Raw genomic sequence first — 17,261 nt, 5'->3', positions numbered from 1 at the left:
CGCCATGCTCCGAAAACTGGTCAAAATCGTACTGGGGTTGATTGTCACCGTGTTGCTGCTGGCGGGGGCCGGTTTTTTATACGCCCTTTCGCTCACGCGCAGTTTGCCGTGGCAAAAACCGGTCTTCGAAACCGAGCGTCCGGCCGACCCGGGAGCAATTGGGGCCAAAGGCGTTTTGATTTTTTCCAAGACGAACGGGTTTCGGCACGAGTCCATCGAACCGGGTCTGGCGGCTTTGCAGAAAACCGGCCAAGCGCGGGGTTGGGATGTCCGGGCTACTGAAAACGGAGCCTTTTTCAACGACGAGTATCTGAAGCGGTTCAAAGTCGTCGTTTTTCTGTCGACGACGGGCGATGTGCTGACACCGGAGCAGGAGCAGGCGTTTGAACGGTTTATCGAAAACGGCGGGGGCTACGTCGGCATTCACTCGGCTTCGGATACGGAATACAACTGGCAATGGTACGATCAGATGCTTGGCACGCATTTCCGCGACCACACGCTGTACCCGGACCATACGCCCGAAGCCGAGATCCGGACCGATGCGCCCGCGCACCCGACGACCCGGCATCTGCCCGCCCGCTGGGGAAAAACCGACGAATGGTACAATTTTAAGCAGAGCGTCCGGGGCAAAAACCGCATTCAGGTGCTGCTGACGTTAAATGAGCAGTCCTACGTCGCCAAATGGCCGAAAGCGATGGAGGGCGATCACCCGATTTCCTGGACAAACACCGTGGGAAAAGGGCGGATTTTTTACACTGGCCTGGGGCACACCCCCGAAACCTTTACCGACCCCAACGCCATGCCGCATATCGTGGCCGGTATTGAATGGGCGGGGCAGTTTTGAAGGCAGACAGGAGATGCTGGATAGCTGATGCTGGATCAGAGCGTAAGGGATCATGTAGATATTTCACCGAAAAGTCTTCATTGTCGCTCGCGACAACGAAGTTCTAGTTATCCAGTATCCAGTTATCCAGTTCATCCAGCAACCAACAAAAGCAACCTTTTAGAATACCATACAAGATGATGAAACGCAGAGAATTTCTCGGAACCTCCCTCGGCCTCAGTGCGCTTTCGCTGCTGTCGCTCAACACGCTGGCCAGCGCCAAAGCCAAAACCGTGGGCCTGCAACTCTACACGCTCCGGGACGATATTCAGAAACAAGGCATTGAAAAAATACTCGCCGACGTAGCCAAACTGGGCTACAAAGAAGTCGAGAACTTTGGGTACAACGATGGCAAGTTTTTCGGGAAAACCGCAACCGAATACAGCAAGATTTTGAAAGACAACGGTTTGTCGGCCGTGAGCGGGCACACGCTCACGGCGCGCTCGAACCAGTTTGGGGCAACAGACGGCCTGACCCGCAACTGGCAGCGTGTGGTCGACGATGCAGCCGCCGTGGGCCAGAAATACATCATCATCGCCTTTCTGATGCCCAATGAACGCAAACCGGAGGATTACAAGCAACTGGTGGACCTGTTGGGTAAAGGTCAGGAAACGGCCAAAAAAGCTGGGTTGATCCTGGGCTACCACAACCATGATTTTGAGTTTACCGAGCGCGTCGACGGGCAAAAACCGTACGACCTGCTCCTGAAAAACACCAGCGTGCAGATGGAAGCCGACCTGTACTGGATGGTGAAAGCCGGGGAACAGCCCACTGACTACTTTGCCCAGTATCCGGGCCGGTTCCCGCTCTGGCATGTCAAAGACATGGCGAAAACCCCGGAGAAAGAATTCGCCGAAGTCGGCACGGGCTCAATCGACTTTGGTGCCTTGTTTAAGCAAGCTAAAAAAGCCGGGTTGACGCACTACTTCGTGGAGCAGGATGTCTGCAAACGCCCCCCGCTGGAGAGCATCAAAATCAGTATCGACCACATCCGGCAGGCCAAGTGGGGCTGAGTCTTGAACGCGTTACCATAGAAAAAGCCCGGACGGAGGGTCCGGGCGCTTGCTAACAGAGATTGGTAGGTGGACAATAATCCGGTGAGTGTAGGCCTCGGTCGTCAAAATGATTCCCTGGACCGAACTCGTATCTCCAAAAGCGAAAGCCGTTCATTTACTACTTTCTGTCCAAAAAAAAATCTGAAAAAGAATTCGATCAGACAGGCAGGTACACGTCAAAAACCGCCCCTTCGTTCGGTCGGCCCTCCGCAATGATGGTGCCGCCGTGGTTTTCGGCCACCCGCTGACAGATCGCCAGGCCAATCCCGGTTCCCTCAAACTCGTTTTTATGGTGTAAACGCTGGAACATCTGAAAAATACGGTCGCGGTCTTTGGCCTGAAAACCGATGCCGTTGTCGGCTACCCGAATGCGGTGAAAACGTGCCGGGGTCTGTTTGGGTTTCAGAACCTCGGGCAGTTCCGGCCCCACGACCAGCGAGTGCGTGACGGACACCACCGGCGGTACACCCGGCCGTCGAAACTTCAGGGCATTGCCCAGCAAATTCTGAAACAGTTGCCCCAGCTCCACCGCGTTGCCGGTTACTTCGGGCAACGGATCAATCTGCATGGAAGTGCCGGTTTCCAGGATAATCGGGTCCAGATCGCTGACCACATCGGCCACCACCTCGATGAGCGAAATCCGGGTAAGGCTGTGCGGCTGGGTCGTCACCCGCGAATACAGCAATAAATCGTGAATCAGGCTCGACATGCGGGCCGTGGCCACGTTCATGCGGTCCAGAATGTCTTTGGCTTCCGGTTTTAGATCGGCTCCGAATTGATGCGTCAGTACGCTGTTGAACGCCTGGAGTTTCCGCAGCGGAGCCTGTAAATCGTGGCTGGCGATGTAGGCGAACGTTTGCAGACTCTGGTTTGAGCGCTGGAGTTCGGCGTTTTTCTGCTGCAACTCGTTTTCAGTCCGTTTCTGGTCGGTGATGTTCATAAACGTCACCACGACACCATCGTCCTGCTTGACGGCCGACACCTCAAACCAGCCTTCCAGCCCCAGGTCGTCCCGGTAATAACTAATATTGCTTTCGGGCTGGCCGGTTTCGGTCACACGTACATAGAGGTCGAAAAAACCGTTATCGACATTCCCCGGAAAAACTTTCAGCAACTGCCTGCCTTCCACCTGCTCCGGGGTCATGTTGTTGCTGCGCAGCACGGCTTTGTTGGACATGACCATCAGAAAGTCGATGATGCGACCCTGTTCATTCCGAATCGCGGTCATGTAAAAAATGCTGCTGATCGATGCATCGAGGGTCGTTCGGAGTTGCAGCGCCTGGGCTTCAAGTGCCAGTTGGGTTTGCTTTTGAGCGGTAATGTTGGAATAGCTGACCACCACCGCATGGTCAAACTTGCTGATTCGCAGATCAAACCAGCCATTGATACCGTCGGCATTGTAGTAAACTTCCGGCAACCGGAGCGGCTCGCCGGTTTTCAACACTTGGCAATAGGCGTCGAACAGGCCACTGCTGTGGGCTTCGGAGAAAAACGCCAGATAACGTTGACCCAGTAATTGCTCCGGTTTTTTTCCCAAATAGGCCGCACCGGCCGGGTTGATGTACGCAAACCGAAAATCGACCAGTTCTTCTGCTTCATTCTGTATGGCTTCAAAAACCACAACACCGGTCTGGCTATCCGATACGATCTGGTAAAAAAGAGGAAAATGCTCGGCATAGTCTGTAAATGTAGGCGGCATCTCTGTCGTGGATATATGATAGCATCTATAACCGACGTACTAACCTATTTGTTAGGAGCCAAACCGCTATTGAAGCAGATTACGGGGATTTTCCGGTGGAAATCCCTGCCTGGTCGGTCCCCGAAATGCCGTTTGCATAAAAGTAGACGCTGGCTGACAGGGAGTTCACGCAAATCCTCTATCTTAACACGGCCCTAAGCCCACTGATAACATATGATGGCAGACCTCTCTACGACGCCCGACCCGGCTCCTTCCTCCCTTCGTTTGTATACGTTGTTAGTCGGAATCAATCAGTATCGGCAGGCCCCCGCGCTGAGCGGCCCGGTAGCGGATGTGCAGGCGGTGGAGCGGTATCTGCGCGATCAGCCGGACTTTCAACTCAACGTGCGGAGGCTGTGCAATGAAGAAGCAACCAAAACCGCCCTGATCGATGCTTTTCGGACGCATTTGCGGCAAGCCACGGCCGGAGATACGATCCTGTTTTATTTTTCCGGACACGGCACCCAGGAAGAAGCCGACCGCGAACGCTGGGCCGCCGAAACCGACGGACGCCTGGAATGCCTGGTCTGTTACGATGGGGCAGGGGAGCAGCCCTGGGACTACTTGCTGGCCGACAAAGAACTCCGGTATCTGATACACGAACTGACTCAAACCGGAGCGCATATCGTGACCATTTTTGATTGCTGCCATTCCGGTGACAACACCCGGAATTTCTCCTGGCTGAAAGCCTCGCTGGGCTCAGTCGAAGTGCGCGAACGACGCCTGAGCGCCCTGGCCCCGCTTCGGCCCTGGAGCGGTTTTCTGTTCAGCGATTCCATTACAGAAAATGACCTGAAAATCAAGGGGATCGACGCGGTTTTGCCCCAGGATGCACACCTTCAGCTAGCCGCCTGCGAATCCGACGAATCGGCAGTGGAAGTAGGTTCGGAAGGTATTTTTACCAAAAACCTACTGAATGTTTTGCGGACGAGCGGGGGGCTGATTTCCTACGGAACGCTGCACAACCGGGTTCGTCAGTACATGCGCTTCGGCTACCAGCAGCGCCCCCGCATCTATGCGGCCGGGAGCGCGAACGGCCAAAGCCTCCAAACGCTTTTCCTGAACCGCCCGGGCACGGTTGACGCGCAGGTGGTGGAAGTGACCCGCAATAGCAAAGAAGGCTGGCAGATGGACGTCGGCGCGATTCACGGCGTGGGCCAAACCACCGGAACCATCCAGGTGGTCGATCCCGAAACCGGGCAGGCCAACGAGGTGGGTATCAGCCTGATCGGGCCGGATTACACGATTCTGGACCTGCCGGATGCGCTGCGGATGCGGCTCAACCGGGATCGGGTGTATCGGGCCACGGTCAGCGGTTTGCTAACCCGTCCGGTTCGGCTCTACCTTGCCGTCAACAGCGACGCAGCCGGAGCGGTGGCCCTGTTAGCGGCCCTGTCCGAAAAAGCGGGGGCGGTTTTTGTCCCGGAGGAGCAGGAATCGGAGGCCGATTTTGCCCTGTGGATGCGCAACGGGCTTTATTACCTGACCCGCCCGCTTGACCCGTACCGGCCCCTGGTTCAGCCGATTGTGGCCGGTGAAGAAACGGCCCTGACACAACTCGCCGGAACCTTGCAGCACCTGGCCCGCTGGCACTACCTGAAAGAACTCCGGAATACGGAGGCCCAGCCGCCTTTTTTGCCAATCGAGGTGATTCCTACCCACGGAACGCCCGTCCGGTTGACGCAGCCGGGCGCGGAACCCATCCCGATTACGCTGCAAAAAACCGCCGGAGAATGGAGTGCCTCGGCCGTCATCCGGCTGCACAATCCGACCCGGCAGCCGCTGTACTGCACGGTTTTGTACCTCTCGCGGGATTTTATGTCAAATACGTCGTTTTTGGAAACCAACCAAAAACTGTTGCCGGGTGAGACGCTGGTGCTTGGCCAGCCCGACCCGTACAACCTCAACAAGCGGGACGAAACCGTGTCGTTCTTTCTGGAAGAAGTGATCCGGCAATACAACTGGCCCGGGGCAACCGAGCACTACCAGTTTATCCTGACGGCCGACCCACTGTCAGAAACGACGCTGGCCTTTCTGACGCTGGACGCGCTGCCCAGTCCGCCCACCCTCCCGGATTTAAGCACGGAAGAAACCGATTCGACGGTGCGGGCCGGTTCGATTCGCCCTCCGCAGGTGTTCCCGAAATGGTGGACGCAGCGATTGGATGTTCGGATCATCAACCCGCTCCATAACCAGGTGGCGGCTTACGAATTACAGGCCCGACTTCAACCAGGACGGGGTGATGAACCGGGTTCGCTGGCCGCCGATGTGCTGGCCGATTGTACGCTCGGGCTGTATTACGAAACGGCACCGGGCAACGCCTGGCAGTCGCAGCTTGCGGTAAAGCCCGACATTCAGGTGATCGAACAGCCCGGCCAAAAGGGGCTTTGGATGGATGTCAAACTGGCCGTCGTGAACCCCATTGCCAACCGGATGCGACTCCGGCAGTACAAAGAAAACCTGTTTCAGTATCCCGACCGGCTTCGGATCGTGGCCGAGGGCGATTCGTGGTTTCAGTATCCGTTTTTGGTCAAGGACATTATCGATTACCTGTCCGGGGTCCACAATGTTTACAGCATCGCGTCGGCGGGTGATTTGCTGGCGAATTACCTCAAAAAACCGGCTTTTCTGGAACTACTGGCCCAGCAAAAACCGGCTTTCCTGCTCTTGAGCGGTGGTGGGAACGATATCCTGGGCGAGCAGTTCCGCGATTACCTGCGCGACCAGCCCGACGACTCGCTGCCGTTTCCGGAACGTCACCTGAACGACAACCTGATCCCGGCGCTGGACAAACTCCAGGAGCATTACCGCCGGTTGTTCCGGCTGGTCGAACTGGGCTACCCGGACGTGAAAGTCATTGTACACGGGTACGACTACATTATCCCGATCGATACGGCGCTCTATCCGAAGAAAAGCAGTTGGCTGGGCCGGTACATGATCGAGCGGGGCATGAGCGCCCAGGCCGACCGCGAAGCCCTGATCCGGTACATCATCGACGCTTTCAACGAACGCCTGGCGGCCGTTGCTGGCGAATTCAAGCAGGCTTCGTACCTCGACCTGCGCGGCACCGTCCGGCGCACCGAGCGGCTGGAAGACAATTGGTACGACGAAATCCACCCCAACGACAAAGGGTTTCTCAGCGTCGCATCCCGGTTTTTCGAACGAATAGACGAGATGAGTTAAGAATTAAGAGTGATGAGTTAAGACGGGGCCGCCCGGCGGTTGGCGCTGCTAATTCCGGCTACTTCACTTTTACATTCAGCATTTAGCGTTTTACATTTAACATTAACGGAAGTATCCACTCAACCAGCTTCCCAAATAACTCATAACTCTTAATTCTTAACTCCCTATGGGCTTTCGTTTTCGATTGTGTAAGAATGATACCACGCAGTGGCTGCGGGAGACGTTTGGCGCGACGCCCCTCCGGGTTCCGGAAGCGCGGGTAAAACCGCTGGTAGTGGTAGCCCGACGGAAGGATGCCATCCAGTTTCGTGGGGAACTGAAATTTCTGCTTAAAAACAACGACTGGTCGTTCGCGCTGAACGAAGATCCGGTTTCGTCGGCGGCCCTGGAGCGGACCCGCAAGGTGGATGCAGAAATCGGTTTGCAGTTGCTTCAGGGCTTTTTGCAGGGCCTGAAAGCCGATTCGGCACCGGTGCAGGCTACTCTGAAAGGGGTGAAAACCCTATCGTTCAGTTTCCGGAATGTGAAGCGCCGGTACGCCGATCTGAACTCGCTGGGCTCGGCGCTCATCGGGCAGCGGATCAACCTGAAACACCCTTCCGTCGGGCTTTTCTTCGGGGACGATGCCTACGAAATGCTGCTGGTGTCGGATGTGATTGTCAGCAACCTGATCGGCATCAACAATGAGTCGGGCAGCGAGGTAAGCCTGGAAGCCGGACTGCCAGCCTGGAGCGAGTACCTGGCGAAAGCCCAGACCAGCCTGAAACGGGTGACGGGCGACAAATCGTCGCTTTCGTTCGAAGGTGAAGAATACCTGACCTTTGCGTTTTCGTGTGTTCGGTTACACGTCGATCCGGCTACGGGACTGATTCAATTGCGGGAAGCGGTGGAAGTTCGGGGCGCTGGCGCTCCGCCCGAGAGCAAACCGTATGTCGAACTGGATGAAGATGAATACGAACCTGGTTTACTGACCTGGGACGAGGCCGATGCGGTGTAGCTGTCCGATGGTGTAAGCGGGAACGGTTATTCTTAACTTTTCCTTATATTTCGGTAACAATGAGTCACTTCTCTCTCCACCGTATATGACGTCCCCACTTGCAGCCGCCTGGACCGATGACTTTCTGTGGCAAAAACGCCGGGTCGGCGACCCTCCGGCCGATGCTGTCATCCAGACGCTGCTCGACCGGAACCAGAAAGGCGAAATCGACCAGATTTTTCAGATGCTGGTCCGAAACCGGGACTTCCCGAACCCGGCGTTCGATGCCCTGCCAATGGACGTGAAAACCGTGGTGGAGGAGTATTTTGTGGCAACCCGCAAATTGCCGACCTGGGCAAAACCGTACAAGCTCATGATTGCCGCCGATGTGTTCCGGCAGTACGGCCCCCAAATCCTGATGATTCTGCTTTGCAAATCCCTGCCGCTCTGTTACACCTGCTGGCGGGGTGCGAAGGTGCTCTACCGGACGGGGCGGCTGCGCGTCCACGACGGGTCGCTGGATTCGTTTACGCGCCGGTTGATGGAAACCGCCCAGTTTGTGGTCAACATTCTGCAACCCAACAGTTTTGAACACAATGGCGACGCGATTCTGTCGATCCAGAAAGTGCGGCTGATGCACGCGGCCATCCGGTTTCACGCCCAGGAACGCGGCTGGGATCTGGAAACCTACGGAGTCCCGATTAATCAGGAGGATTTGGTCGGCACGTTGCTGTCGTTCAACGTGGTCATTGTCGATGGCTTGAAGCAACTGGACATTGAACTGACGCCCGAGGAAAGCGATGCTTACTTTCACCTTTGGCGGGTGGTGGGCCACCTGATCGGCGTTGATGACGACCTGAACTCGGAGGATGCCGACGAATGCCGGATGCTCATGGATGCGATCCTGAAGCAACAGGCGGGTCCGTCGGTGGAAGGAACGGAGCTAACCGATGCCTGTATCGATTTGATGGATAGTCGGTTATCGTTCGGACCATTCCGGGAAGTGGCGCATGTGCTGGTCCGGTTTTTCATCGGCGATCCCTATGCCGACATGCTCCAGGTCCGGCGGGAAGATGCCGAAGACGACTCCTTCGCGCTGAATGCCATGCAATGGCTCGACAAGCGGTTTCGAAGCGTTTCGGAGCGGAGCGTGCTGGTGGCCGCTTTGGGCCGCGCTTTCAGCAGTACAATGATCGAAATGGTGCTCGATTACCATAATGGCAGCAAGAACGAACAGTTTTACCTCCCCTCGGCCCTGACCGACACCTGGCAGGCCAGCAAACCGGAGTTTCGGATTCCGACCGTTCAACGCATCGACGAAGTGATTTTTTACCTCGACAACGTGTTACGGCATTTCCGGGCACAGAACAACCCCATCGGCCTGTTTACGGCGGTGTACCGGATGGTCACTCAGCGCGTGGCCGATGGCATCCGGATGGGTCTTTTCGAGAATAATGCAAAGATGGAGGAGGTCGATGTGCGGTTTGGCAACCGGTATTTCGAAGCCCTGAATCACTACTTCGACGACGAACCGGCCTCGGCGCCCTGGCAGGTTTCGTTCGATGCGGCCCGCCAGATGATCACGACCAACCAGCATATTTTTGCAGCCGCCAACGCCCACATCACGTACGACCTCAGCCTGGTGGTCACGGACCTGTTTCCGGGTGACGAAATTCACCGCTTCCGGAACGATTACGACCGGATGAATCAGTTGTTCGACGATATGTACGATCAGATGAACGACAACATCGCCCGGATTTACCGCCCGTTCGGGCTGGTGGTGACGTATCTGGATGAACAGCTTAAAAATGCCGAAAAGGCGTACATGAAACGGGGGCGCACGCTGGCCTGGCAGAAAAGTATCGAACTGGCTAAGGCCATCACCGAAACCGAAAGAGAAAGACTGCGGGCCGAACTCGAAACGGCGTCGGCTGCGCTGGGGCGCAAAATTATCCGGCCGCCCTGGTTGCTGCATTTGCCGTTGCGATACATTGCCCGGAAAGAATTTGGCACCACGGCCCACAAGGTCGATGTGATGCTGCGCTCGGCTCTGATGCCCACGGTTTCCTGAACGACGATGAAACCAGCTCCTCTGTTTTGCCCCTCCCGCCCGATGGCAAACCGGCCGTCCTCCACAGCCCGCCCGGTGCGGAATGACCTCGTTGCTCGTCTGACCCGGTTTTTGCTGCTTTTTTTTCTGGTCCAGACTGCCCCGGCAGCTCCCATTCGCATTCAGGACCCCGCGCAGGTCTACGACGTCTGGTCCGTCAGCCGGATGAGGCAGGTGCCCGCCGGGAGTGTGTCGATTCAGCAACTCCTGAACGAGCCGGAGCGCTACCGGTTTTCGCCCACCGACAGCCGGTTGATCGAACCGTACAACCACCGCTTCGGCTATTGGTACACTTTTCAGATTCAGAACGAAACTACCGAACCGCTGTTTCTGCAATTTATCGTCCTGGGGGCCGAACGGCTAACGGTTTTTGAAACTGACAAAAACCGGGTCCTGGCGACGCATCAACTCGGAATGCTGCGGTCGGAAACCGCCTACCCGTTCCGGAAAAGCAACCCGTTCTGTCCGCTGACGGTGGCCCGGGGTGAGGCTCACACGGTCTATGTGTATGTCGAAGGCGTCTATACGAAGCGTTTGCCGATTTTCTGCCTTGCGGCTCCCAAACTGCTGGAACGCCAGCACCATACCGACCTGTTTTACGGCTTGTACTACGGGTTTATCCTGATCATTTTTGTATACAATCTGTTGTTGTTTTTCCGGCTGCGCGAAGCCAATAACCTGCGGTATGCGCTCTGGGTGCTGTTTATCGGGCTGCAACTGGCGCTGTTTCGGGGCCATACCAACGAAGCCTTCTGGCCTGCCAACCCCGTTGCCGAACACTACGCGACGGCGCTGGCTGGCATGACCGGCATGCTGCACGTCCTCTTTACGCTGTCTTTCCTGAAATTGCGCCGACTGGCCCCGGTTTTTTATAAAATTGGGCTGGGTGTGCTGGGGTTCTATGCCGTCGGGATCATTCTGAACACCATCGTCGCCGTGCTGGGGCAACCCTTCGGACGGAACAGCGATATCGTGCCGGTGGTGGCCCTGCTGGAAGGGGTGTTTAGCGTCACCGCAGGCATTGTTGTTTACCGGAGAAACTTCAAACCGGCCCTTCTTTACGTGCTGGGGAATCTGGCGTTTTACGTCGCCATTTCTATTTTTCTGCTGTACACGTCCGGCCAACTTCCCCACCGGTTCTGGACCTATGAAAGCATGCACCTCGGCGTCGGGGTCGAAATCATCCTGTTCACGATTGCGCTCACCTACCGCGTCAACCTGCTGAAACTCGAACGCGAGAAAGCCGTTCGGGAGCGAATTGAACTGCTGGTGGAAAATGAACGGTTGGTGCGCGAACAGAATAGCGAACTCGAAGAACGCGTCCGGCAGCGCACCCACGAACTCGAACAGGAAAAACAACGCTCCGAAGACCTGCTGCTCAACATTCTGCCCGAACCGATCGTGGAGGAACTGAAGCTGAGCGGGCATTCGGTTCCGCGCCGGTTCGACCCGGTGACCGTATTATTTATGGACATCAAAAACTTCTCGAAAGCCGGGGAGCAGCTCTCGCCCGAGCAACTCGTGAGCGAACTGGATTTTTACTTCCAATCCATCGACACCCTCCTGAATAGTTACCGGATCGAGAAAATCAAAACCATCGGCGATGCCTACCTGTGCGCGGGTGGACTGCCCGTGGCCTACCCCGACAACGCGCAGGAAGTGGTGCGGGCGGCCCTCGACATCCGGGCATTCCTGCAACAGAGCCGACTCGAACGCCAGCGCAACGGCCAGCCGGTTTTCGATTTTCGGATCGGCATTCATTCCGGGCCGGTCGTCGCTGGCATCGTGGGTGTCCGAAAATTCGTCTATGATATTTGGGGCGACACCGTCAACATTGCCGCCCGGATGGAGCAGCACGGCGAAGTCGATAAGGTCAATATTTCCGAAACCACCTACCAACTGGTCAAAAACCGCTTCCGGTGTACGTACCGGGGCAAGGTGCCGGTCAAGAATAAAGAGGAACTGGATATGTATTTTGCGGAAGAAAGCCTGCCGGAAGCGGCCGAAAACACGGTCGGGCAAGCCCATGAATTGACGAAAGCAACGCTATGAATACCATTTTACTGTGCTTTGCCAACGATGACGATCCCAGCCGTCGGCTCCGGGTGTTGCAGGAAGAAGACGAGGGCATCGACCGGCTGCTGGATATGCGCAGCAAAGATGGGGTTGTGGTGAAGGAGCGGTTGTCGTATGCGACGACCGGTGCGGTAGCGCAGAAAATCCTGAATAACCAGCCGTCGCTGATGATTTTTCACTTCAGCGGCCACGCCGGAAGCACCATTCTCGAACTGGAAGACACCACGGCCCGGGGCGAAGGGCTGGCCGGTTTGCTGGCCGGTTGCCCCAATCTGGCCCTGATTTTTCTGAATGGCTGCTCCACCTTCGACCATATTCGCTTACTCGTTGAGCACAACGTTCGGGGCTGCATCATCGCGACCCAGACGCCGGTGGAGGACCGGGCTGCCAAAACATTTTCGCTGGCGTTTTACGAAGCGTTGCTCATCTACCAGAAATCGATCAAACAAGCCCTGGATTCGGCCCGGAAAACGCTCGCCCTGGCCGAACCGATTGCCATCGAAAGCATCGACCGGGGCAGTATCCGGCTGACCAAACCCGTTACCCGCAACCAGTGGTATTTCTACGCGCCGGACGAGGAAGCGGCTGGCTGGGAATGGCCGGTCACGGTGCCGGAGGGACAGCCGCAATACACGCCCAATTTTACGCTACGGCTCGAACTGTTCAAGGCGCTGCGGCAGTATGACCCCACGCTGACGGCTTTGTATCAGCTCCAGCGAAAGCTGAAAATGCCGGAAGAAGACCAGATTTTGTGGCTCAACAGCGAGATTCAGTCGAGGCTGCCGTACCCGGTTTTCGAGCCGTTGCGCCGGATTCTGGCCCCCGCCATCGGGAAAGACGGGAAATGGATTCCGATTCCGGCGACGGTCGAGCGGCTAACCCAGTACGTCAACCTGTACGAATCGGTGGTCGATCTGCTCGTCAGTACGCTGCTGGCGCAGGTGCTGGCGGGGCCGCTGCTCCGGTTGTCGGAAAACGACCCGAATCCCCTGCCCGAGGGCGAGGCCGAACTGTTACGACCACTGCTCACCGAAGGCTGGTCCGACCTGCCGCCCGAACGTCTGGTGGCTACCCTGAAGACCTTGTACCGCTTCGTCGCGCCCGGGCAGAAGGAGTTGTTTATCCCGGAAATTCGCGACCTGGCCCGTTTAATCGACGAACAGGATGCCTTTCTGCAAAGTATTGTTTTTTTTCACGGACTGCGAAAACAACTGGACGCGGGCGACGGCCTGGGCCATATCGGCAGTCTTTGCCAGCGGGGTGAAGCCCATCTCGTGGCGTTTTGCAGCCAGCTCGGTTTCTGGGCCAATTACCGGCTTGAATCCTTCAAAACCATTCAGGTGGTGCGGTTTTTCCACCGCTCCCCCGAATACCGGCACCAGAAAGTGGTGCTGCGGGAAGTGTACGAAGGCAGCAACCGGGGGCGATTTCAGGAAGACCGGCTGAAAGATCTCTGGGAATGCCAGTCGGTTTTGCTGGTCAAAATTCAGCGTCGGCTGATTGACGATCGTTCGGTGGAAGAGCCGGTTCCGGGCGGTTTTCTGAACATTGCTCCCCTGATCATCGACCAGAATGCTTATTGCCGGAGCGACAACAGTGTGTTTGATCTGTACAGTTTTCATTCGTTCCGGGCGGGCGAACTGTGGTTTAAACGGGTAGCTTCGCCGAAGTTGAAGTTGTTGAAAATCAAGATGAACGACGATTTGCACGACGATAAATTAGGATTGGAAACCACCGACGACCAACTCCGGTTTGACTACGATGTACTGCGGGACCAGTTCAGCGCCATTCACCAGTTGCTGGCTATTTCGCAGACCGCAGCGCCGGTCGAAACCGTGACGGCTCCGGCCGATGAAGACGATTTATTTGATTTTCCCGGCCAATAACGATGCTTGTTTCTCCGACCGTCGCCAGCCCTTTTAAATTCCTCGACGCCTACACCGCCGACGATACCGAGCGGTTTTTCGGGAGGGATCGGGAGCAAAACCGCCTGCTCGAACTGCTGGCCCGGTGTCGGCTGGTGCTGGTCTACGGCCAATCGGGAACGGGTAAAACCAGCCTGGTGCAGTGCGGACTGGCCAAAGACCTCCCGGCTTCGGATTACTTCCTGTTGCTGATTCGTCGGAAAACCGACCTCCGGGAGTCGGTACTGGCGACGCTGAGCGGTTTGTTGCCCCCCACCGACGAAACCGATCCCGTAGCCCTGGTGGCCCAACTGGCCCGGCGGCTGCTCCGGCCGGTTTACCTGATCTTTGATCAGTTGGAAGAACTGTACATCAGCGGAGACCACGACGAACAGGCCTGGTTTGGCACTTTTCTGCTGGCCCTGGTGCGTACGTCCGCGCCCTGCAAAGTCCTGCTCGTGATCCGGGAAGATTTTCTGGCCCCGCTTTACCCGCTCGAAGACCGGCTGCCGGGTTTGTTCGATTTCCGGTTGCGTGTAGAGCCGATGAATACCGCCAACCTGCGCAAGGTCATTATCGGCACGCTGGGGCAGATCGCCGGACTGCGGGTGGAAGAGGAGTCGAAAACGGTCGATGCGATTCTGAAGAACAACCAGAACGGGTCGCATTCCTTCCAATTGCCGTATCTTCAGGTGTATCTGGATCGGCTCTGGCGTCGGGCGCAGCCCGAACAGCCGGGAGAAGCCGTAACGATCACGCCCGCGCTGGTGGAGCAGGTGGGGCGGGTCGACGATGTGCTCGAACTTTTTCTGGCTGAACAAAAAACCGCCCTGGCGATCCGGTTTTCGGCGGGCGATGAAAAACCGGTCGCGACGGTGCTGGAAGCGTTTGTAACCTACGAAGGAACCCGCCAGTCGCAGACGTTGCCATCGCTGGGCGCTTACGCCAATTTGCTGTTGCCGCTGCTGGAGAATGTGGTCGATGGCCTGGAACGGTCGCGCATTCTCCGGCGCGAAGAGGATACCTACGAACTGGCGCACGACAGCCTGGCGAAAGTGATCGACAGCGGCCGGTCGGCCGAGCAGCGGCAGTTGAACGATATTCTCCGGCGGCTAAAGGACGATTTTCGGGAGTGGACCGAGAAGGGCCATGCCGACGATCTGCTGTTGTCCCCGCGCCGACTCACCGAAATCCGCTGGAAACCCGATGCCATCCGAACTGAACTGGCCCGCAACGCCCCCGACCACGACGCGATTTGGAAATATGTGGAAATCAGTCAGACATACCACCGAAAACTGCAACGCGCCGAACTGGAGCAGCAACAGCGCCGGAACCGGCGGTTGCGGTTGACCGTCGCGGGGGTGTCGGCGCTGGCGGTTCTGGCGCTGATGGCCGTGGGGCTGGCCTGGTCGCAATGGCAGAAATCGACCGCCCAGAGTGTGGTTTTTCTAATGGACAAGATGGATGCCGTCAGCGCCCTGATCATGAGTGCCTGGGCGCACGACACCAATCCGAACGACCTCACGACCGGAGCGTTGTACAATGCTTTTTACAACGGCCGCCCGTACGAAAACCGGCTCCGGTTGCCTTCGCCCGTGCAGGAAGCCCGGTTTTCGCCCGATGGAACCACGTTGCTGCTCATCACCGAAAACCGGGTTTATCGCTGGGATTGCCGGACGCAGACGCTCCTCGACAGTTTGCCGGTTGGGGGGGCGGTTTTGTTTTATGACATCGCTGGTGATCAGATGGTTGTGCTGGGGACCGCCGATGGAAAAACCGGTCTTTGGCCGTTGCGGGAAAAACCGCTCTGGCTGGCGCAGGATTCGTCGGTGGTCGGGGCCGAATTTTCACCTTCCGGCCAACGGCTGCTCACGCGGATGCGCGACGAGCGAACCCTGCTGCGCGACCGAAACGGGAAGGTGCTGGACCCGCTGCCCGCGTCGGTCGGTGGATTCGGTCCGGACGACCGGACGATTTTGCTGCGGGAACAGACCGTCGATCATGCGGTCCAAACCCGGTTCCGGCTCTGGGATTGGCCAACGAAACAAGAACGGGGCCGCTTGCAGACCTCCGGTCCGATCGACTGGTTTGCGTTTACGCCCGACGGCCGACGCCTGCTGTTTTACGATCAATCGGGCGTGTATACCTGGCAACCGGGCCAGCGGACACCGACCCGCTTTTTGCCCGACGAGCCGCAGGTCGATGTGCCGGTTTTGGCGAAAGATGGAAAAACGATGGTGATTCAGGTGGAGGGTCGCAAGGCTTATTTTTGCCATCCCGACGGCAGCAAACCGACGATGCTCCCGTTCGATTCGGAAGTGCGGGTGATGGATGTTTCGCCGGACGGTCAGACGATGCTCACCCTTTCGAATACCGACAGAGGACTGCTCCAGCTCTGGAACCGGGCGGGCGTCCCGGTGGATAGCTACCGAAATCCCCAGGGCGTGAAGTTGGCGGAGTTTTCGCCCGATGGAAAAACCGTGTTGTGTCTCACCGAACCGGGCGACGTTTACCTCTGGCCCCGGCAGGACCCCCGGTTTGTCACGCTCCCGCACCCCGCCGACGTGCAGCTTGTCAGAGCAGCCACCGATGGCAGCGTTCTGCTGACGGCCACGGCCACGGAAGCCTTTTTGTGGGACCGGCAGGGGCGAAGGCTGGCGCATTTTCCGGCCAAACAGCTTACAGAGGCCGGGTTGTCGGCGGATGGGCAGTCGGTGGTATTGAACACGACCGACAGTAGTTCCTTGTGGCAACGCTCGGGTGGGCGGGGGCCGTGGCGTCCGGTTTTGGCCGTTCCGTCGCCGGTGGCCCAACTGTCGCCGGATGGTCGTACGGTTTTGTACAAAAAGAAAAATCAAACGATTCACGTCCGGAACCGGCAAACGGGCCGGGATTCGGTGTTGACGGTGAGCGGAATGGCCCGGTTTTCGCCCGACGGAAAAAGAGTGCTGTTGTTCAGTGGCGCGGATAAACGCGTGCTGCTCGTGCAGTTGGATACGGGCGTTTTTCGTCACCTCGATCATCTGACATTCGTTCGGGATGCGTATTTTTCGTCCCAGGAAACCATTCTGACGCAGGCCGGGACCACCCTGGGAATCTGGACGGCCGACGGCAACCCGATCGCCGGTTTTAAGGCCCCGGTTCATCATCTGGCCGTTCCCGAGCGGGGCGGTTTTTGGGTAACGGCCCTGCGCGACCGGGCGATGATCTGGCCCGATCCGGCCCGTATCGACGGCTGGCTGAAAAGCCGGTATGCCCCGCAGCAGCGGGCAGAAATTAAATCGCAGGTTCAGACAACGTACGGGATTACGACCTCGTTGCTGGACTTTTAGGAAA

The 17,261-nt window shown here is 57.3% G+C and carries 9 protein-coding genes; 8 read left to right on the top strand and 1 reads right to left on the bottom strand.

Annotated features, from left to right (window positions below):
* Positions 1 to 4: 4 nt before the first annotated feature.
* Entirely contained in the window at positions 5 to 844 is an 840-nt protein-coding gene (locus ACO2Q8_RS13280; RefSeq protein WP_423345306.1) for a ThuA domain-containing protein, read from the top strand.
* Positions 845 to 1,023: 179 nt separating this feature from the next.
* Positions 1,024 to 1,896 carry a sugar phosphate isomerase/epimerase family protein gene (locus tag ACO2Q8_RS13275; RefSeq protein WP_423345305.1) on the top strand — a complete coding sequence of 291 codons (873 nt, stop codon included), beginning with the start codon at positions 1,024 to 1,026 and terminating at the stop codon, positions 1,894 to 1,896.
* 199 nt (positions 1,897 to 2,095) lie between these two features.
* Here ACO2Q8_RS13275 and ACO2Q8_RS13270 read toward each other — a convergent pair whose 3' ends face one another.
* The gene (locus ACO2Q8_RS13270) at positions 2,096 to 3,637 is read right to left on the bottom strand and encodes an ATP-binding protein (protein WP_423345304.1); all 1,542 of its coding nucleotides are present in this window, start codon (positions 3,635 to 3,637) and stop codon (positions 2,096 to 2,098) included.
* A 216-nt stretch (positions 3,638 to 3,853) separates the two neighbouring features.
* On the opposite strand from ACO2Q8_RS13270, the gene ACO2Q8_RS13265 reads away from it, so the two are divergent.
* The 6 genes from ACO2Q8_RS13265 to ACO2Q8_RS13240 all read left to right on the top strand — a co-directional run bounded on the left by ACO2Q8_RS13265 (position 3,854) and on the right by ACO2Q8_RS13240 (position 17,257).
* Positions 3,854 to 6,859 (top strand): caspase family protein, encoded by a 3,006-nt coding sequence (locus ACO2Q8_RS13265; RefSeq protein ID WP_423345303.1) that lies wholly within the window; start codon positions 3,854 to 3,856, stop codon positions 6,857 to 6,859.
* 166 nt (positions 6,860 to 7,025) lie between these two features.
* Entirely contained in the window at positions 7,026 to 7,856 is an 831-nt protein-coding gene (locus ACO2Q8_RS13260; protein WP_423345302.1) for a hypothetical protein, read from the top strand.
* 85 nt (positions 7,857 to 7,941) lie between these two features.
* Entirely contained in the window at positions 7,942 to 9,906 is a 1,965-nt protein-coding gene (locus ACO2Q8_RS13255; protein WP_423345301.1) for a DUF5995 family protein, read from the top strand.
* 6 nt (positions 9,907 to 9,912) lie between these two features.
* Positions 9,913 to 11,997 carry an adenylate/guanylate cyclase domain-containing protein gene (locus tag ACO2Q8_RS13250; protein WP_423345300.1) on the top strand — a complete coding sequence of 695 codons (2,085 nt, stop codon included), beginning with the start codon at positions 9,913 to 9,915 and terminating at the stop codon, positions 11,995 to 11,997.
* A complete protein-coding gene (locus ACO2Q8_RS13245) occupies positions 11,994 to 13,907 on the top strand; it encodes a CHAT domain-containing protein (protein WP_423345299.1) in 1,914 nt (637 codons plus the stop codon). Before ACO2Q8_RS13250 ends, ACO2Q8_RS13245 begins: the two co-directional genes overlap by 4 nt.
* A gap of 2 nt (positions 13,908 to 13,909) precedes the next feature.
* Complete coding sequence (locus ACO2Q8_RS13240) at positions 13,910 to 17,257, top strand: NACHT and WD repeat domain-containing protein (RefSeq protein WP_423345298.1); 3,348 nt, start codon at positions 13,910 to 13,912, stop codon at positions 17,255 to 17,257.
* The last annotated feature ends 4 nt before the right edge of the window (positions 17,258 to 17,261 follow it).

It is taken from the genome of Larkinella sp. VNQ87, from assembly GCF_049445795.1.
Taxonomy (GTDB): Bacteria; Bacteroidota; Bacteroidia; order Cytophagales; family Spirosomataceae; genus Larkinella.
The sequence above is the reverse complement of the archived record's forward strand: the minus strand, read 5'-3'. Positions and strand labels throughout refer to the sequence as shown.

Excerpts from the sequence above, each read along its gene's own strand:
- ACO2Q8_RS13275 (WP_423345305.1), top strand. The coding sequence starts at position 1,024 with ATGAAACGCAGAGAATTTCTCGGAACCTCCCTCGGCCTCAGTGCGCTT.
- ACO2Q8_RS13255 (WP_423345301.1), top strand. The coding sequence starts at position 7,942 with ATGACGTCCCCACTTGCAGCCGCCTGGACCGATGACTTTCTGTGGCAA.
- ACO2Q8_RS13265 (WP_423345303.1), top strand. The coding sequence starts at position 3,854 with ATGGCAGACCTCTCTACGACGCCCGACCCGGCTCCTTCCTCCCTTCGT.
- ACO2Q8_RS13260 (WP_423345302.1), top strand. The coding sequence starts at position 7,026 with ATGGGCTTTCGTTTTCGATTGTGTAAGAATGATACCACGCAGTGGCTG.
- ACO2Q8_RS13270 (WP_423345304.1), bottom strand. The coding sequence starts at position 3,637 with ATGCCGCCTACATTTACAGACTATGCCGAGCATTTTCCTCTTTTTTAC.
- ACO2Q8_RS13280 (WP_423345306.1), top strand. The coding sequence starts at position 5 with ATGCTCCGAAAACTGGTCAAAATCGTACTGGGGTTGATTGTCACCGTG.
- ACO2Q8_RS13245 (WP_423345299.1), top strand. The coding sequence starts at position 11,994 with ATGAATACCATTTTACTGTGCTTTGCCAACGATGACGATCCCAGCCGT.
- ACO2Q8_RS13250 (WP_423345300.1), top strand. The coding sequence starts at position 9,913 with ATGAAACCAGCTCCTCTGTTTTGCCCCTCCCGCCCGATGGCAAACCGG.
- ACO2Q8_RS13240 (WP_423345298.1), top strand. The coding sequence starts at position 13,910 with ATGCTTGTTTCTCCGACCGTCGCCAGCCCTTTTAAATTCCTCGACGCC.